16 protein-coding genes are annotated in these 16281 nt (G+C 75.5%); 12 read left to right on the plus strand and 4 right to left on the minus strand.

Features of this window, described 5'->3' with window-relative positions:
- Positions 1–74 precede the first annotated feature (74 nt).
- From tatA to ACFTWP_RS05055, 7 genes are all read left to right on the plus strand, one after another.
- Positions 75–371 carry a Sec-independent protein translocase subunit TatA gene (gene tatA, locus ACFTWP_RS05025; RefSeq protein WP_380262807.1) on the plus strand — a complete coding sequence of 99 codons (297 nt, stop codon included), beginning with the start codon at positions 75–77 and terminating at the stop codon, positions 369–371.
- 466 nt (positions 372–837) lie between these two features.
- The gene (locus tag ACFTWP_RS05030; RefSeq protein WP_380262809.1) at positions 838–2178 is read left to right on the plus strand and encodes an ATP-binding protein; all 1341 of its coding nucleotides are present in this window, start codon (positions 838–840) and stop codon (positions 2176–2178) included.
- Positions 2175–2600 (plus strand): roadblock/LC7 domain-containing protein, encoded by a 426-nt coding sequence (locus ACFTWP_RS05035; protein WP_380262811.1) that lies wholly within the window; start codon positions 2175–2177, stop codon positions 2598–2600. The genes ACFTWP_RS05030 and ACFTWP_RS05035 overlap by 4 nt, the downstream gene beginning before the upstream one ends.
- Positions 2597–2953 (plus strand): DUF742 domain-containing protein, encoded by a 357-nt coding sequence (locus ACFTWP_RS05040; RefSeq protein ID WP_380262812.1) that lies wholly within the window; start codon positions 2597–2599, stop codon positions 2951–2953. The genes ACFTWP_RS05035 and ACFTWP_RS05040 overlap by 4 nt, the downstream gene beginning before the upstream one ends.
- Positions 2931–3539, plus strand: coding sequence for an ATP/GTP-binding protein (locus ACFTWP_RS05045; RefSeq protein WP_380262814.1), 609 nt, complete (start codon positions 2931–2933; stop codon positions 3537–3539). Before ACFTWP_RS05040 ends, ACFTWP_RS05045 begins: the two co-directional genes overlap by 23 nt.
- A complete protein-coding gene (locus ACFTWP_RS05050; RefSeq protein WP_380262816.1) occupies positions 3536–5182 on the plus strand; it encodes a cytochrome P450 in 1647 nt (548 codons plus the stop codon). The genes ACFTWP_RS05045 and ACFTWP_RS05050 overlap by 4 nt, the downstream gene beginning before the upstream one ends.
- Positions 5164–6300: a cytochrome P450 gene (locus ACFTWP_RS05055; protein ID WP_380262818.1), complete on the plus strand. Its 1137-nt coding sequence runs from the start codon at positions 5164–5166 to the stop codon at positions 6298–6300. The genes ACFTWP_RS05050 and ACFTWP_RS05055 overlap by 19 nt, the downstream gene beginning before the upstream one ends.
- Before the next feature lie 92 nt (positions 6301–6392).
- On the opposite strand, the gene ACFTWP_RS05060 is transcribed toward ACFTWP_RS05055, so the two are convergent.
- Positions 6393–7820: an MFS transporter gene (locus tag ACFTWP_RS05060; protein ID WP_380262820.1), complete on the minus strand. Its 1428-nt coding sequence runs from the start codon at positions 7818–7820 to the stop codon at positions 6393–6395.
- Between the two features lie 138 nt (positions 7821–7958).
- Between ACFTWP_RS05060 and ACFTWP_RS05065 the strand changes: the two genes are divergently transcribed.
- Together ACFTWP_RS05065 and ACFTWP_RS05070 are read left to right on the plus strand one after the other, a co-directional pair.
- A complete protein-coding gene (locus ACFTWP_RS05065; protein ID WP_380262822.1) occupies positions 7959–8594 on the plus strand; it encodes a MerR family transcriptional regulator in 636 nt (211 codons plus the stop codon).
- A 185-nt stretch (positions 8595–8779) separates the two neighbouring features.
- On the plus strand, positions 8780–9394 hold the full coding sequence (locus ACFTWP_RS05070; RefSeq protein ID WP_380263084.1) for a potassium channel family protein: 615 nt from the start codon (positions 8780–8782) through the stop codon (positions 9392–9394).
- A 36-nt stretch (positions 9395–9430) separates the two neighbouring features.
- Here the strand turns inward: ACFTWP_RS05070 and ACFTWP_RS05075 are convergent, their stop codons facing one another.
- The 3 genes from ACFTWP_RS05075 to ACFTWP_RS05085 all read right to left on the minus strand — a co-directional run bounded on the left by ACFTWP_RS05075 (position 9431) and on the right by ACFTWP_RS05085 (position 13149).
- Complete coding sequence (locus ACFTWP_RS05075) at positions 9431–11092, minus strand: protein kinase (protein ID WP_380262824.1); 1662 nt, start codon at positions 11090–11092, stop codon at positions 9431–9433.
- Positions 11093–11290: 198 nt separating this feature from the next.
- Positions 11291–12310, minus strand: coding sequence for a hypothetical protein (locus tag ACFTWP_RS05080; RefSeq protein ID WP_380262826.1), 1020 nt, complete (start codon positions 12308–12310; stop codon positions 11291–11293).
- Positions 12307–13149: an RNA polymerase sigma factor gene (locus ACFTWP_RS05085; RefSeq protein ID WP_380262828.1), complete on the minus strand. Its 843-nt coding sequence runs from the start codon at positions 13147–13149 to the stop codon at positions 12307–12309. The genes ACFTWP_RS05080 and ACFTWP_RS05085 overlap by 4 nt, the downstream gene beginning before the upstream one ends.
- Before the next feature lie 456 nt (positions 13150–13605).
- On the opposite strand from ACFTWP_RS05085, the gene ACFTWP_RS05090 reads away from it, so the two are divergent.
- The 3 genes from ACFTWP_RS05090 (at position 13606) to ACFTWP_RS05100 (ending at position 16092) form a co-directional block, all read left to right on the plus strand.
- Positions 13606–14286 (plus strand): hypothetical protein, encoded by a 681-nt coding sequence (locus ACFTWP_RS05090; protein ID WP_380262830.1) that lies wholly within the window; start codon positions 13606–13608, stop codon positions 14284–14286.
- Positions 14287–14434: 148 nt separating this feature from the next.
- Positions 14435–15241 carry a VC0807 family protein gene (locus ACFTWP_RS05095; protein ID WP_380262832.1) on the plus strand — a complete coding sequence of 269 codons (807 nt, stop codon included), beginning with the start codon at positions 14435–14437 and terminating at the stop codon, positions 15239–15241.
- A gap of 98 nt (positions 15242–15339) precedes the next feature.
- A complete protein-coding gene (locus tag ACFTWP_RS05100; RefSeq protein WP_380262834.1) occupies positions 15340–16092 on the plus strand; it encodes a tyrosine-protein phosphatase in 753 nt (250 codons plus the stop codon).
- Positions 16093–16281 lie beyond the last annotated feature (189 nt).

The following is a 16281-nucleotide window of genomic DNA, read 5'->3' on the forward strand; positions in this document are numbered from 1 at the left end:
ACAGGCATACTGGCCAGGCCGGGCGATTTGCCCGGCCACACAACGGCGAGAATCGAAGGGACCGGTGGTCAGGGATGCTGCGTAACGGTCTGGAGCCCTGGCACCTCCTGGTGGTGCTGGCTGTCATCATCCTGCTTTTCGGCTCGAAGAAGCTGCCCGAGATGGCCCGTGGCCTCGGCAAGTCGATGCGCATCCTCAAGGCGGAGACCAAGGCCCTGCGGGAGGACGACGCCCCGGCCGACGGCGCCGCCCCCAACGCGACCGCGGCCTCCACCGCGTCGCCGGCCGCCGAGCAGCCGCGTCCGGCGGTCGTGGCGCCCTCGACCGTGACGACGGCTTCCGAGAACACCAAGTCGGCCACCGGCGCCTGAGCCCGGCCGCAGCGCACGCCTCTCCGGGGCCCGCGATCCGTCCTTCGACGGATCGCGGGCCCCGTCGTCGTAGGCCCGCCCGGCCGCCGGGCTCCGCCGCGGCACTGTCGGGCCCTCGTCCGCCGCCGGGCGGCCCGGCCGCTCCGTGACCGGCCGTCCGCGGTGCCGTGCCCCTGCCGGCACCGCGGGCCCGGAGGCCCTGTGGAGCTATCCGGCGGCTTCGGTGGCGATTTGGCCGACGAGGGGCGCCGCGATGGCACCGGGAGCACCGGATTCCCTCGACGGACCCGCCCCGAACGACGTCAATCCAGACAAAACTGCTCTGTTTCAGTCACATTGACGCATCATCAAAAAGTGTTCATCAGATCACCATGCGAGACGATCCTCTGACAATGCGTCGCGGATCCGCTTAGGATGACCGCGGCCTGTCACCCACCGGCGGATCCCACTCCGCCACGAGGATCTGATGACCCCACACATACCGGACGCCGTTTCATGGTGCCTGGCAGCCGGGGCGCTCGCCGCCGCCGTGCTGCTGGTGCGCCAGCGGCGGATCACCGGCTCGCTCGGCGAGCGGATCGGCGCCCTGGAGGAGTCCGTGGCCGCCCGGGACGAGGCCGCCCAGCGGCTGGCCTCCGTGCAGGCGCCGGCCCTCGCCGCCGCGCCGCACGCCTCCGCCGCGGGCCTGTCCGTCCCCACCGACCCCAGACTGGCCGGCACCCGGTTCGCCGGCCATCTGCACAGCGTGCTGGAGCAGTTCGCGGGCGCCGCGGCGCTCGCACGGGACCGCGCCGACCAGTCGGCCAAGACCGCGCTGAAGGGTGCCGTCCGCTCGCTGCAGGGCCTGGCGAACGAACAGCAGCTCTCCATCTCGGACATGCAGGACCGCCATGACGACCCCGACGTGCTGCGCGACCTGCTGGAGATCGACCACGCCAACTCCCAGTTCGGCCGGCGGGCGCAGGCCATCGCCGTGCTCTGCGGCTCCTGGCCCGGGCGTCAACGGCACGTCTCCGCCCTCTCCGACGTGGTCCGCGGCGCGAAGTCCCGGATCCGCGACTACCGGCGGGTCGAGCTCCGCACCCAACTCGAACTCGCCGTGGTCAGCCGGGCCGTGGAGCCGGTGGTGCTCGCGGTGGCGGAGCTGCTCGACAACGCGGCCCGGCACTCCCAGCCCAACACCACGGTCGAGGTCAACCTCCAGCCGGCGCACAACGGCGCCTGCGTGGTGATCGACGACGCCGGGGTCGGCATGGACCAGCGCGAGGTCCGGCGGGCCGGTCAACTGCTCTCCGGGCAGCGGACGGTGGACGTCACCCGGCTCGGCGACCCACCGCAGTTCGGCTTCGCCGTGATCGGGGTGCTCGCCGCCCGCTACGGCTTCAGCGTCTCCGTCGACACCCGCTCGCCCTACGGCGGGGTGCGGGCCGTGCTCTTCCTCCCGAGCGCCCTGCTCACCCAGCCCGAGCAGGAGACCGAGCCGGAGCCGGCCGCTCACGCCGGGCACACCCTCCGCTCGCCCGACCCCGCCCCGGCCCCCGCCCCCGCGGTGCCCGGGCAGGCCCTCCCGGTCGAGCCCCGCCGGCAGACCGCCGGCGGACTGCCCAAGCGGCGCCGGCGCCAGACCCCGCCGGACGCGGCCGCCGGACAGGGCGCCGCCGACGCCCGGCTCGGGGCCGAGGCCGACTGGGACGACGTCTGGGGGCGCTCCGCCGAGGAGACCGCACGCCGGATGGGCGCCTTCGCCCGCGGCACCCGGGCCGGCCGCGCCGACTCCACCGACCCCGAAGGGACCCCGCAGGCATGAACAGCCCGCTCACCACCCACCTGGACAACGAACTCGGGTGGATGCTCGACGACGTCCTGCTGGTGCCCGAGGCCCGGCACGCCATCCTGCTGTCCGCCGACGGCCTCCTGCGCGCGCACTCGCGCGGGATCTCCCGCGACGAGGCCGACCGGCAGGCCGCCGCCCTCTCCGGCCTCCAGTCGATCAGCCGCTCCACCGCGGGCTTCGCCGGCCGCGAGGGCACGCCCTGGCGGCAGACCCTGATCGAGTTCGCCGACGGCTACGTCTTCCTGGTCGCGGCCGGACCGGGCGCCTACCTCGCGGTGTCCGCGAGCGACAGCGTCGACATGGAGGCGGTGAGCTTCCGGATGCAGAAGCTGGTCGACCGGCTCGGCAAGGAACTCACCAGCCCGCCGCGGCACGACGCGGGCCTGCGAACATGACCGCGCCGCGGCGGCTCAAGGGGCTGGTGCGGCCGTACGTGGTGACCGACGGCAGGTCCCACCCCAGCCGGAACACCTTCGACCTGGTCACCCTGGTCAGCGCGATGCCCGACCGGCCGCTCGCCGGGCTGAGCCCGGAGCGCCGCCGGATCGTCGAACTCTGCCTGCTCGGCGCGCTGTCGGTGGCCGAGGTCGCCGGGCACCTGCACCTGCCGGTGAGCGTCACCAAGGTACTGCTGAGCGACCTCGTCGACAGCGGCCACATCATCACCCGGGCTGCCGTACCGCGCACCCCGCAACCCGACACCCAGCTCCTGCGGGAGGTACTGCATGGCCTCCGGGCCCGCCTCTGACATCTACCTGGCCCCGAGCGTGCGGACGGCCGTCAAACTGCTGGTCGTCGGCCACTTCGCGGTCGGCAAGACCACCTTCGTCGGCACCCTCTCGGAGATCCCGCCGCTGCGCACCGAGGAGCGGATGACCCAGGCCGGCGCGCTGGTCGACGACCTGGCGGGCGTGCACGGCAAGGACACCACCACGGTGGCGCTGGACTTCGGCCGGCTCACCCTCAGCGAGAGCCTGGTGCTGTACCTGTTCGGCGCACCGGGCCAGCAGCGGTTCACCCCGCTCTGGCGGGACATGGCGTACGGGGCGCTCGGCGCGCTGGTGCTGACCGACACCCGCCGGCTGGAGCAGTCCTTCGCCGTGATGGACCTGCTGGAGGACCACGGCCTGCCGTACGCCGTGGCCGTCAACCGCTTCGACGGCGCGCCGGAGTTCGCCGAGGAGGAGCTGCGCGAGGCGCTCGACCTGCTCCCCGAAACCCCCCTGGTCAGCTGCGACGCCAGGGACACCGGCTCGGCGACCCGCGCCCTGGTGACGCTCGTCGAGTACCTGTCCGACCGCGTCGAGGACCCCACCGAACTGGAGCCCGCGTGACCCACCCCGCCCCGCCCCCGGGCTGCCCGGCGCACGCCGCCGACGGCGCCGCCTCGCCCTTCGGATTCCCGCTGTACGACAAGGAGTTCGCGACCGACCCGAACGGCGTGTACGAGCACCTGCGGCAGTACGGCGCGGCCGCCCCGGTCGAGCTGTACCCCGGGGTGCGGGCCACGCTGGTGACCTCGTACGCCGCCGCGCTGGACGTGCTGCGCACCCCGGAGACCTTCTCCAAGGACCCGCGACGCTGGACGGACCTCAACCGCGGCGCGATCGCCCCGGACAGCCCCGCGCTGCCGATGATGGCCTACCGGCCGAACGCGCTGTTCACCGACGGCGCCGACCACGCCCGGCTGCGCGGCGCCATCAACGACAGCCTGGAGCAGGTCGACCCGGTCGCGCTGCGCGGATACGTGGAGCGCAGCGCCGACATCCTGATCGACCGCTTCGCCGGGCTCGGCGAGGCCGATCTGGTCGGCGACTACGCGCGCACCCTGCCGCTCCTGGTGTTCAACGAACTCTTCGGCTCCCCGGCGGAGTTCGGCGACCGGCTGGTGGCCGGCATGTCCGGCATCTTCGACGGCGTGGACGCCGAGCGGGCCAACCAGGAGCTGACCGCCTGCCTGCTGGAGCTGGTCGCGCTCAAGCGCTCCCGGCCCGGGCCCGACATCACCTCCTGGCTGATGTCCCACCCGTCGCGGCTGACCGACGAGGAGATGCTGCACCAGCTCGTGCTGCTGATGGGCGCCGGCACCGAGCCGCAGCTCAACCTGATCACCAACGCGCTGCGGCTGCTGCTCTCCGACGACCGCTTCGCCGGCAGCCTGGCCGGCGGCAGCCTGCCGGTCGACGACGCCCTCGACGAGGTGCTCTGGACCGACCCGCCGATGGCCAACTACGCCGTGCACTTCCCCGTCCGGGACACCGAACTGGCCGGCGTCCGGCTGCCGGAGGGCGATCCGGTGGTGATCAGCTTCTCGGCCGCCAACAACGACCCCGTGCTGGCCGCCGAGCACCGCGCCGGCAACCGGGCCCACCTGGCCTGGAGCGCCGGCCCGCACACCTGTCCGGCGCAGAGCCCGGCCCGGCTGATCGCCACCGTCGCGGTCGAGAAGCTGCTGGACCGCCTGCCGGACATGGAACTGACCGTCCCCGCCGACGAGTTGCCCTGGCGTCCCGGGCCGTTCCACCGTGCCCTGGCCGCCCTGCCGGTGCACTTCCCGCCGGTGCCGGTGGCCGTGGCGGCGCCGGGCGCCCGGGTCGGCGCGCCGCCGCAGCAGACCTCGCCGGACACCTCCGACGCGTACGGCACCGACCCGTACGGCGCGGACCGCCACGCCCCCGACCGGTACGACGCCGACCAGCGCGGCGCCGACCAGTACAGCGCCACTCCCTCCACCGCCGCGCCGCAGGGCGCCGCGGCAAGCACGGCCGCACCGCGCACCGCCCACGGACGCCCCGCCGAGACCTCTGGAGAGACCCCATGGCAGCCCCTACCGCCCCTTCGGCAGACTCCGCCGCAGTCTGCCCCTACGCCCTCGACCCCACCGGCAGCGACATCCACGGCGAAGCCGCCGCCGTCCACCGGGACGGGCCGGTCGCGCAGGTGGAGCTCCCTGGTGGCGTGGTTGCGTGGTCGGTAGGCAGCCAGGAGCTGCTCAAGCAGCTGCTCACCGACCCCCGGATCTCCAAGAGCGCGCGCCAGCACTGGACGGCGTTCATCAACGGTGACGTCCCGGCGGACTGGCCGCTGAACCTCTGGGTCGCCGTGGAGAACATGTTCACCGCGTACGGCACCGAGCACCGACGGCTGCGCAAGCTGGTCTCGGCCGCGTTCACCGCGCGCCGGACCGAGGCCATGCGGCCCCGGGTCGAGCGGATCACCACCGACCTGCTGACCGCCCTCGACGCCGCGCCCGCGGGGCAGCCGGTCGACCTGCGGGAGGCGTACGCGTACCCGGTGCCGATCCAGGTGATCTGCGAGCTGTTCGGCGTGCCCGAGGAGGCGCACGCGGGGCTGCGGGCCTGCGTGGACGGCATCTTCAACACCAACGCGACGCCCGAGGAGGCCCAGGCCAACGTCGTCGCGATCTACGGCATCCTGACCGAGCTGGTCGCGCTCAAGCGCAAGGAGCCGGGGGACGACCTCACCAGCGTGCTGCTCGGCGTGCGCGACGAGGAGGCGGACGGCGAGGGCGCCGCGGAGCTCAGCGAGAGCGAGCTGGTCGACACCCTGCTGCTGCTGATCAGCGCGGGCCACGAGACCACCGTCAACCTGCTGGACAACGCCATCCACCTGCTGCTCACGCACCCGGAGCAGCTGGCGCACGTGCGGGCCGGCCGGGCCTCCTGGAACGACGTGATCGAGGAGGCGCTGCGGTTGCGGTCCCCGGTGGCCAACCTGCCGCTGCGCTACGCGGTGGAGGACGTGCAGGTCGGCGACGTGCTGATCCGCAAGGGCGAGGCGATCCTCGCCGCGTACGCCGCCGCCGGGCGGGACACCGCCGTGCACGGCGCCGACGCGGACGTCTTCGACGTGACCCGGGCCGGCAAGGAGCACCTGGCGTTCGGTCACGGCGTGCACTTCTGCCTCGGCGCGCCGCTGGCCCGGCTGGAGGCGGCGATCGCCCTGCCGGGGCTGTTCGAGCGCTTTCCGGAGCTCGCCCTCGCGGAGCCGGCGGAGGGCCTGCGGCCGGTGGAGTCGTTCATCTCCAACGGTCACCACGCGCTGCCGGCGATCCTGCGGCCGGCCGGGCGGTAGGGCCGGTCCGGGGGCTCGGGGTGCGGCGGCCGGCGCCGCACCCCGAGCTTCGCCCCCGGCCCGTCGGGCCCCGGCCGCCCGGCCCCGCGCGGTCAGCGCGCCGAGGCCATCGTGCGCTCCGCCCCGGCGGCGGTCGGGCGGGGCCGCGGGCGGCGGATCAGCAGTCCGGCCACCGCCCCGAGCAGCACCACCGCCGCACCGAGCCAGAGCGACTGGCGCAGCCCGTACTCGAAGGCGGGGCCCGGCCCGGCCGCCGCGTGGGCCTTGAACGCCTGGCTGTAGACGGTGGTGAGCACCGCGATGCCGAGCGCGCCGCCGAACTCGCGGACGGTGTTGTTCACCCCGGAGGCCTTGTTGTGCTCGTGCTCGGCGACGCTGCCGATCACGGTCGCCGGGTTGGCGGCGAAGACCAGGCCCATTCCGAGGCCGGCCAGGGCCAGGGCGGGTACCAGCGAGCCGTACGAGACGCCCGGGCCGACCAGCAGCGCGAGCCACCCGAGGGCCAGGGCCTGCATCACGCAGCCGGCCGCCTGCAGCAGGCCGCCGCCGATCCGGGGCACCAGGGCGCTGGCGAGCGGGACGACGACCACCGGGGCGGCCGTCCAGGGCAGGGTCCGCAGTCCGGCCTCGAAGGGCGAGTAGCCCATCGGGCCCTGGAGGTACTGGGCGAGGAAGAAGATCGAGCCGAAGACGCCGAAGTACATCGCCAGCGCCACCGTGTTGCTGAGCATGAAGGACCTGATCCGGTACATCCGCGGCGGTACCAGCGGCAGCCGGGCCCGCCGCTGCTGGACGGCGAAGAGCGCGAGCAGGGCGAGTCCGCCGCCGAGGCCGACCAGCGTGCGGGGGCCCGTCCAGCCGTGGTCGGCGGCGCCGACGATGCCCCAGACCGCGCCGACCACGGCGGCGGTGATCAGGGCGATCCCGGTGACGTCGAGGGCGCCCTCGGGGCCCCGGCTCTCCCGGACGGCCCGTCGTACGAACGGGAGGGCGAGCAGGCCGACCGGGACGTTGATCCAGAAGATCCAGTGCCAGTCCAGGCCCTCCGTCACCAGGCCGCCGGCCAGCGGACCGACCGCGACGCCGAGGCCGTTGACCCCGCCCCAGACGCCGACGGCCAGCGCCCGCCGGGCGGCCGGTACGGCGGCCACCGCGAGGGTGAGCGAGACCGGCAGGATCGCCGCCGCGCCCGCGCCCTGCAGGGCCCGGGCGGCGATGAGCTGCTCGGCCGTGCCGGACAGGCCGCAGGCGGCCGAGCCGAGGGTGAACAGGGCCACGCCGCCGAGGAAGACCCGGCGGCGGCCGAAGCGGTCGCCGAGCGCGGCGCCGGCCAGCAGCAGTCCGGCGAAGGCGAGGACGTAGCCGTTCACCACCCACTGGAGCTCGGACTGCCCGACCCGCAGGTCCGCGCTCATCTCGTTGAGTGCGTTGGTCACCACGAGGTTGTCGAGGGACACCATGAACATCGGGACGGAGGTCGCCAGCAGCGCCGGCAGCGCTCGTGACCGGTTCTCGGACATGACCGGGGCTCCTTATGGATAGCAATACTGTTCACTATCGATAATGGACAGTATGGATATCCATCCCGCGGAAGCACAAGACCTTCCGGGCAAAAAGTGGAGATGTAAGCTATCCATACCGTTGGAGAAGGAGAGTCGATGCGCATCGGAGAGCTGAGCAGCCGGACGGCCGTCCCGGTGCCGACGATCAAGTACTACCTGCGCGAGGGCCTGCTGCCCGCCGGCGAGCTCACCAGCCCCAACCAGGCCCAGTACGGCGACGCCCACGTGCGGCGGCTCAAGCTGGTCCGCGCACTGCTGGACGTCGGCAAGCTGTCCATCGCCGCCACCCGCACGGTGCTCGACTCGATCGACTCCCCCGACAACTCGCTCCACGACCGGCTCGGCATCGCCCAGCACGCCGTCAACCCGGCGCCCGCCGGCGACCCCGACTCCCCGGACCTGGAGGAGGCCCGGCAGCGCGCCGACCAGCTGATCGCCGACCGGGGCTGGCTCGTCGAGTGCCCCGGCCCGGCTCGGGACTCCCTCGCCCAGATCCTGCACAGCTACCACGAGCTCGGCCAGCAGGACCTGCTCGTCGTGATCGACGACTACGCCGACGCCGTCGAGGTGCTCGCCGCCTCGGAGATCGCCGCCGTCGGCCGCCGCCCCGACCCGGACAGCCAGGTCGAGGGCGTCGTCCTCGGCACCGTCCTGGGCGACGCGCTGATCACCGCGCTGCACCGGCTCGCCCAGGAGGACGCCTCCGCCCGGGCCTTCGCCGCCCTCGACTGACGGGCCCCGGGCGGGTCGGCGGATTCCAGGGCCCGGCGGCGACCGGCGGGCCCGACGCCGCACCCCCCGAACGGACCAACCGTGGGAGCGGCCGACGCCGCCGCGGCACAGGCTGGGAGGGACCGCGCCCCGAAGCCGCGCCCCGCCCCGCCCCGGCCGACCCCGGAGGGCCCTTGCCCCGCAGGATGGTGCCCTTGAAGCCGTGGACCCCCAGGGTCATCCGGGAGGGCGCCCTGCTCGTCGGCGGCTTCGCGGGCCTGATGATCTGCTACTTCACCCTCCCGCTGCAGGTCTTCGGCCCCGACCGGCCGGTCTTCAGCTGGGTGGCCTTCGGCGCGGCCCTGACCCTGCTCACCTACCTGCTGCTGCGCAAGATGGTGCAGGTGATGACCCAGGTCGGCGGCCGTCCCGGGGTGGGCCTGGCGTTCCTGATCCTCCTGTCGATGGTGGTGTTCTCCGCCACCTACTTCTCGCTGGCCCGCGACAACGAGTTCAACGGCCTGGAGACGAGGCTGGACGCCCTCTACTTCACGGTGATCACCATGTCCACCGTCGGGTACGGCGACATCACGCCGTCCGGACAGGACGCCCGGGTGGTGGTGATCCTGCAGATCTTCTACAACTTCGTCTTCCTGGCGGCGGCGGCCGGCACCCTCAGCAACCGGGTGCGCAGCCAGGTCAGCGCCCGGCTCCGCGAGGAGGGCGCCGGGAAGGGCGGCCGGACGGACGCGGGCCACGACGGCCGGGAGGACAGCGGCCCGGAGAGCGACGGGAAGGCCGAGCCGGGCGGGGACGGCTGACCGGCCGGCCCCGCGCCCCGACCGCCTCCGCCGGTCTCAGCCGTTGCCGCCGTCACCGTCGACCCCGCTGTTCACGCCCCCGACCGGCGAGTGCACCGTGCCGGCCAGGAGGGTCAGCCTCGCCTGCCAGTTCAGACTGGTCGCGGTGTCGATGGCGTGCTTCTTGGCGAGGTCCCGGACGATCCGCTGAGCCTCCTTCACGTCCTGCTGCGCGTCCGCCCCCCGGCCCTCGCCGACCGCCTCGGCGGCGTCGTCCAGGGAGTGCAGGAGGTCGGACTGCCGGTCGCGCTCCTTGGGCATCTGCGCCTTCGCCACCAGCTCCCGCAGCGCGGCGAGCTGCACCGCCGGGCCCTGCGGCCTGGTGGGGGCCGCGGTGGTCGGGACAGCGCTGGACGGCTTGGCCGTCGACGGCTGGGCCGTGGGGCTGACCGCCGCGGCGCCGGTGGTCGGGGCGGTCGGCGGGGCGGCGTTCCGCTTCGCCGGCGGCCCGTGCAGGGCGGCCACCGCGACCACCACCGCGACCACGACGCCTGCCACCCCGAGCGCGCCCAGCAGCAGCGGCCTGTTCCGCGACCCGCCGCGGCCACCGGTGTCCGGGGCGCCGTACCCGGGCCCGTACGAGGGCGTCCCCCCGCCGGCCGGCGCGACCGGCACGGGCGGCATCAACGTGGTGGCGGGCCCCGACGGGCGGCCGGTGGGCGGGACGTGGCCGGTGGCCGGGGCGTGGCCGACGGCCGGGACGGGCGGCAGCACCGTGGTGTGCTGCTGGTCGCCGCTCCCCGGCCCACCGGGAGCGGGCCGGCGGTCGGCGAAGGGGGGCAGCACCTGGGTGGCGGGCGCCGGGGCGCCGCCGAGCAGTTCGGCCGTCCGGTCGGCCGGCGGGGGCACCGCCGCGAGGAGTTCGGCGCGCGCCGCGGCGGCGTCGTACGGGCGGTCGTCCGGGTTCTTGGCGAGCAGTCGCAGCACCGCCGCGTCCAGCGCGGGCGGGATGCCGGCGCGGCGGGCCGACAGCGGGGCGGGCTGCTCGGAGACCTGCTTGAAGGCGATCGCCACCGGGGTGTCGGCCGTGAACGGCGGCTCGCCGGTGAGCATCTCGGTCATCACGCAGCCGACCGCGTAGAGGTCGGAGCGGCCGTCCACGGCCGCGGCGGTGGCCTGCTCCGGCGAGAGGTAGGCGGCGGTGCCGAGCACGGTCGCGGCCTGGGTGAGCCCGGCGCCCGAGGATCCGGCCCGGGCGATGCCGAAGTCGACGACCTTCACCCCGCCGTCGTGCGTGATCATGATGTTGCCCGGCTTGATGTCCCGGTGCACCAGGCCGGCGGCGTGCGCCACCTCCAGCGCCTCGCAGACGGCCGCGGCGATGCCCACCGCGCGCTCCACCGGCAGGCCCGGCCGCTCGGCCAGCAGGCTGCTCAGCGATCGGCCGTGGACCAGCTCCATGACGATGTACGGGGAGCCCTGGTCCACTCCCGAGTCGAAGACCATGACGATCCGCGGGTGCGCCAGCATCGCGGCGTGCTGCGCCTCGCGGCTGAACCGCTCGGCGAAGCGCGGGTCGTCCGCGAGGCCGCCGTTGAGCACCTTGACGGCGACCTGACGGCCCAGCACCCGGTCCAGCCCGCGCCAGACGGTGGCCATGCCGCCGACGCCGAGCACCTCGACGAGCTCGTAGCGCCCGTTCAGCGCACGTCCGATCACTGGAACCGCTCCCCTCACCGTCCCGCGCCCGGGGCTCCCGGCCGCCCGGCGCACCTGTGCACGATAGCGGCCGGACCGCGGGCGGCCCTACGAAGCCGCTCCCGCCGGGCCGCGGGAGCGAGGGCCCGGCTGGGGTCGAGAAGGTCCGGACGGGCGGCGGGCCCGGGGGGTTCGCCCACCGCCCGTCCGGAGATCGGGTCACCTCCTGCTGGAGGCACTGCCGGACCGCCCGGGCAGTTGCCCGGCGCTGTCCTCGGTCGGGGCCGCGGCCGTGGCGGTGGCGGCCGGGACGTCCGACCCGCCGCCGCGCGAGCCGCCGTCGGCCGTGGGCGAAGGGGTGGCCGTGACGGGCTCGCGGGCACTGCCCGTCGTCCCGGCGCGCACGGCCGCACAGTAGCCCTTGATCTTCTCCGCGCCACCCGCCGCCCGCGTCAGCGGGGCGTAGTGGGCGTCGGCGGCCATCGTGCGCAGGGCCTTGCCGTGGGCCTCCTCGGCGGCGAACTCCTCGCAGAGGGTGAGCAGCGCGGGCACGGCGGTCGGGGCGCCGGGGCTCTGCGACCCCTGCGCGGTGACCTGCCCGGTGCCCGGCTCGGCGGCGGACGGCGTGCCGGGGCCGACGGCCGGGCCCGACGACCCGGGCACCGGGGCACCGGCGGAGGCACCCGTACCGGCCGACCCCGCGGACGGGAGCGGCGCCCCGCCCGGCGAGGCTCCCGGACGGGTGGCCGACGGCGTGCCCGACGGCCGTGCGGAGGACGGGTCGACGGGCACCGCGGCGCTGCTCACGGCGGCGGCGCGGTCGGTTCCGCCCGATCCCCCGCCGAGCACGACCGGCAGGTGGCCGCCCCCGGCCGCGACCGCGACACCGCCCAGCGCGCTGGCCGCGAGCGCGACGGCGGCGGCCTTGGCGCTGAAGGCCTGGGCCAGCGCGGCGGTTGCCATCGATCGTCTCCGGAGCGGTGCGGCGGGCGTGCGGGCAGGGACTGCGGCGGGACGCGCGGCCATCCGGAACGCGGTCAGAGCAGCTCCCTCACCGGGGAGTTCGCCCTCCGCCGGCGGGGCAGCCGCAGCGGTGAGCAGGTCGACGAGGGCCTGGTGCCCCGCGTCGCCGTCCTCTCCGGTGAGGGAGGCCTGACCGTCCGGCGTACCGGCCGCCGCACGGGCGAGCAGGTGCTCGGCCGTGTCGCGGTCGATCCGTCGGGATCGGTTGGTACTCATCTCACGTCCTTCAGCGTCGCGGCCCTCGGTTCCGTCACACCCTGCTGGGGCCTTTTCTGCGGAGCCCTCCGGTGCGGTATCCCCGCCTCGGCCGCGCCGGTGCGCTCCAGCAGCTTGGCGAGTCCGCGCAGCCCCCGGTGGGCGGCCATCCGGACGGTGCCGGCCCGCTTGCCGAGCACCCGCGCGGCGCTCTCCGCGTCCAGCTGCATCACCACCCGGAGCAGCACGGCCTCGGCCTGGTCGCGCGGCAGCCGGGAGATCAGCGCGAGCGCGTCGGAGGTGCCCACGGTGGCCAGGGCGGTGCCGGCGGTGTCGTCGCCCGAGGCCAGTTCGGCCAGGTACTCCAGCGGCAGGTCCGCGATGGGGCGCCGGCGTCTGCTGCGCAGGTGGTCCAGCGCCCGGTTGCGGGCCACGGTGGCCGCCCAGCCCCGGAACCCGTCCGCGTCGCCGGAGAAGGTGTGCAGGTCGCGGGCGATCTGCAGCCAGGCCTCGGAGGCGATGTCCTCGGCGTCCTGGGTGTCGCCGGGCCGGCCGCCGACCAGCACCCGCAGGTAGCGCAGCAAGCCGGGCTGTACGGCGCGGAACAGCTGGCGGAACGCCTCCTCGTCGCCCGCCTGGGCGGCCTGCACGGCCGCCGAGAGGTCGACCGCGCCGGCCGGCGCCTGCTCGTCGGGCGGCTGGGCCGCCGGGCCGTCGGGGCTCGCGGGCCGGCTCGCCGCCGGGCGGGGCGCGGGGCGCTGGTCGGGGAGGTCGGCCGAGCGGGACCGCGGCGGCGGCACGACTCCGGGGGTGCCGACACCGCGGTCGGCACCCGCGCCGGGACGTTCTGCACTGTGCACTCGCCCCATCATGGGCCATCCGGGACCGGGCCGGACCAGGCGGCCGGTGAACTCCGTGTTGCGGCCGGCGGGACCAAACCCCCTGCCCCGACGGGCCCAAGGTCCCGCGGGCCGCTGCCGTTCGCCCGCGGCCCCGATACCGGGGCCCCGCATAGCGTGGGAATCACCCGAACCACCACCGATCCTCCACCGATCCTCCGTGTGGGCGACCCCGGCCCCGGCCGGTCGAGCGCCCGCCCGTTCCCGGGCCCGCCCCGCGACCCGCCGGCCGCGTCCCCGTCCCGCTGCCGCACGTCCGCCGCCGCCCCTGCCTCGCCCCGCCCTGCCTCGTTCACCCCCATCCTGGCCCGGCCCGGGCCCGCCCCGCCGGACTTCGCGCCGACCGCTGCCGCTTCCACCCCGCCGGCCGCCGGCCGACCCCGCTCGCACCCCCGCCCCACCGACCAGGGAGACGTGATGACCACCGCCCTCGCCCTCTACACCCGGGGAATGCGCGACCAGTTCGCGCCCGCCCTGCGTGCCCTGGGCCTGAGCGGATGGCGGCACACCTTCAGCCTCCCCGACGAGTCCCACTGGGCCCTGGTCGGCGTCGTCCGGCACCCGCTGCCCGACCGGGTCCGCTTCACCCTCGCCCTCAGCCTGACCGACAAGCAGGACTGGGCCGACAGCGGCCTCCCCGGCCTGCGCCCCGATCCCCGGGTCCGGTACGGCGTCGAGACCTGGCGGGCCCGCATCGGGGAACTGCTGCCCGTGGACGACGAGGTGTGGTGGGAGATCCTCCCGGGCCCGCGCTGGCAGGTGGCCGTGGACGACGCCGTCGCCGCCGTGCGGCACTACGCGCTGCCCGAACTGCTGCGGCGGGTGGACCGCGACCGGACCGGCGAGACCTACCTCTCGCGGGCCGAACTCGCCGGCGTCAACGCGGCCCTGCTGACCGCCTCGGTCGCCCGGATCCAGCGGGCCGAACTCGCCGACAAGTCCCTGGTCCTCACCGGCGCCTGGAGCCGGGCCGACCGGGTCGCCCGGCAGGTGCTCCGGAGCGTCGCCGAGGGGTTCCTCTCGGCCGGTGACGAGCGGTTCGGGCTGGTCCGCTACCAGGACACGCTGGAGCGTGAACTCTGGCTCTTCCCCGAGTGATTCGCGCCGCCGTCACGGCCGGCGCCATGACGGTTGTCACGCCGATCCGGCAACGGAAGGCACTGCTCCGACGGGTCGTCGGCTCGCCAGACTGGAGGCACGACGCGGGGCGGGAGACCCCGGCGCGGACCCGGCGGAGGCAGCCACCATGAGCCAGACCCTGACCAGCAGCGCCACCGACAGCATCGCCACCGACAGCAGCGTCACCGACAGCATCGCCACCGACAGCGTCGACGACGCGGCCACCGCCGGTGCCACCGAGGCCGACCGGGCCACGGACCGGACCGCCGCCGGGCGGCCGGGCGCCGCCTTCGCCCCGCTGGCCGTCGACGTGCTGGCCCCGCTCGGCGGCTACTTCCTGCTGCACTCGGCGCTGGGCCTGGGCCAGGTCGCCGCGCTCGGCCTGGCCGGCGTGATCCCGGCCGCCCGGACGGCCCTCGGGCTGCTCCGCGACCGCCGGCTCAACACCTGGGCGGCCCTGATGCTGGCGGTGAACCTCGTCGGCCTGGCGCTGGCCGGCGTGACCGGCGACGCCCGCCTGATGATCGCCAAGGACGGCCTGCTGAGCGGGGCCGTCGGGCTGGCGGTGCTGGTCTCGGTGGCGGCGGGCCGGCCGCTGATGTCGGGTGTCCTGATGCCCTTCCTCACCAAGGGGGACCGGCTCCGCTCGGCGGCGTGGGAGCGACTGGCCGGCGGCCGGGCCGCCGGCTCCCGGGCCTTTCGGCGGTACGAGCGGCTGTTCTCGTCCGTCTGGGGGCTGGCCCTGTTCGGCGAGTGCGTCGCCCGGGTCGTCGGCGCCTTCACGCTGCCGGTGAGCACCATGGCCTGGCTGTCGACCGTCCTCCTGGTGGGCGCGATCGTCCTCGCCGCGCTGCTCGGCCGGGCCGCCGCCGACCCGATGGAGAAGCTCGTCCGGGCCGAGGCCGCGACCGGGTCGGCCGCCACCGCGGCCTGACGCACCGTCCGACCGGGCGGCCCGCCCCGGAACCGCCGGGCCGCCCCGGGAGTCAGAACAGAGGGGGCCACCGCCCCCACCGACCACGGGGGGAACCGATGACACCGGCCGGCACGCGGACCGACGAACGCACTCTGACCTGGGACGGCTGCCTCAACGTCCGGGATCTCGGCGGGCTGCCGACCACCGGCGGAGGTCGCACCGCCCACGGCGCGCTCGTCCGGGCCGACAACCTCGACCGGCTCACCGCCGAGGGCTGGGACGCGCTGCGCGCGCACGGTGTCCGCACCCTGATCGACCTGCGCAACGCGGACGAGTACAAGCCGCTGCTGCCGCTGCCGGCGGATCTCGACCTCGTCCGGATACCGCTCGACGAACTGGCCGGCGCCGCCTGGTGGCAGCGCTGGGGCGGGCTCGACGGCACCCCGCTCTCGCTGCGCCCCTACCTCGACGAGTGCCCGGGCGCGATCGCCGGGATCGTCGCCGCGGTGGCCGGGGCCCGACCCGGCGCGGTGGTGCTGCACTGCGGCGCCGGCCGTGACCGGACCGGCCTGGCGACCCTGCTGCTGCTCGCCCTGGTGGGTGTCGAACCGGCCGCCATCGTCGCCGACTACCTGCTCAGCGGCCCCAACCTGCGCCCGCTGTGGGGCATGCTGGGCCGCCCCGACGAGGACGCCCTGATCACCGCCGCTCTGGAGCGCGCGGGCACCACCGCCGAGGAGGCCCTGCTCGCGACCCTGGCCGGCTTCGAACCGGACGCCCGGCTGCTCGCGGCCGGCGCCGCACCGGCCGACCTGGCCGCCGTCCGCCGTCGCCTGCTGGCCGCTCCGCCGGCGGCCGGCCGGCCCTGACCCGGCACCGCGGTCGCGGGCGCCGTTCCGGGGCCCACCGACCGCGCGCCGCAACGGGGTTCGCCCACGGCCACGACGCTCTCAGGAACCCGCTCCGACCGCCCGACCGCCGGGCGCACCGGCCCCCGCCACCGGGCGGAGGTCACCGACGGCGGCCGTCGATGCCCGGGCGACCGGACCACCGGGCGG

It is taken from the genome of Kitasatospora sp. NPDC057015 (assembly GCF_042673745.1).
Taxonomy (GTDB): domain Bacteria; phylum Actinomycetota; class Actinomycetes; order Streptomycetales; family Streptomycetaceae; genus Kitasatospora.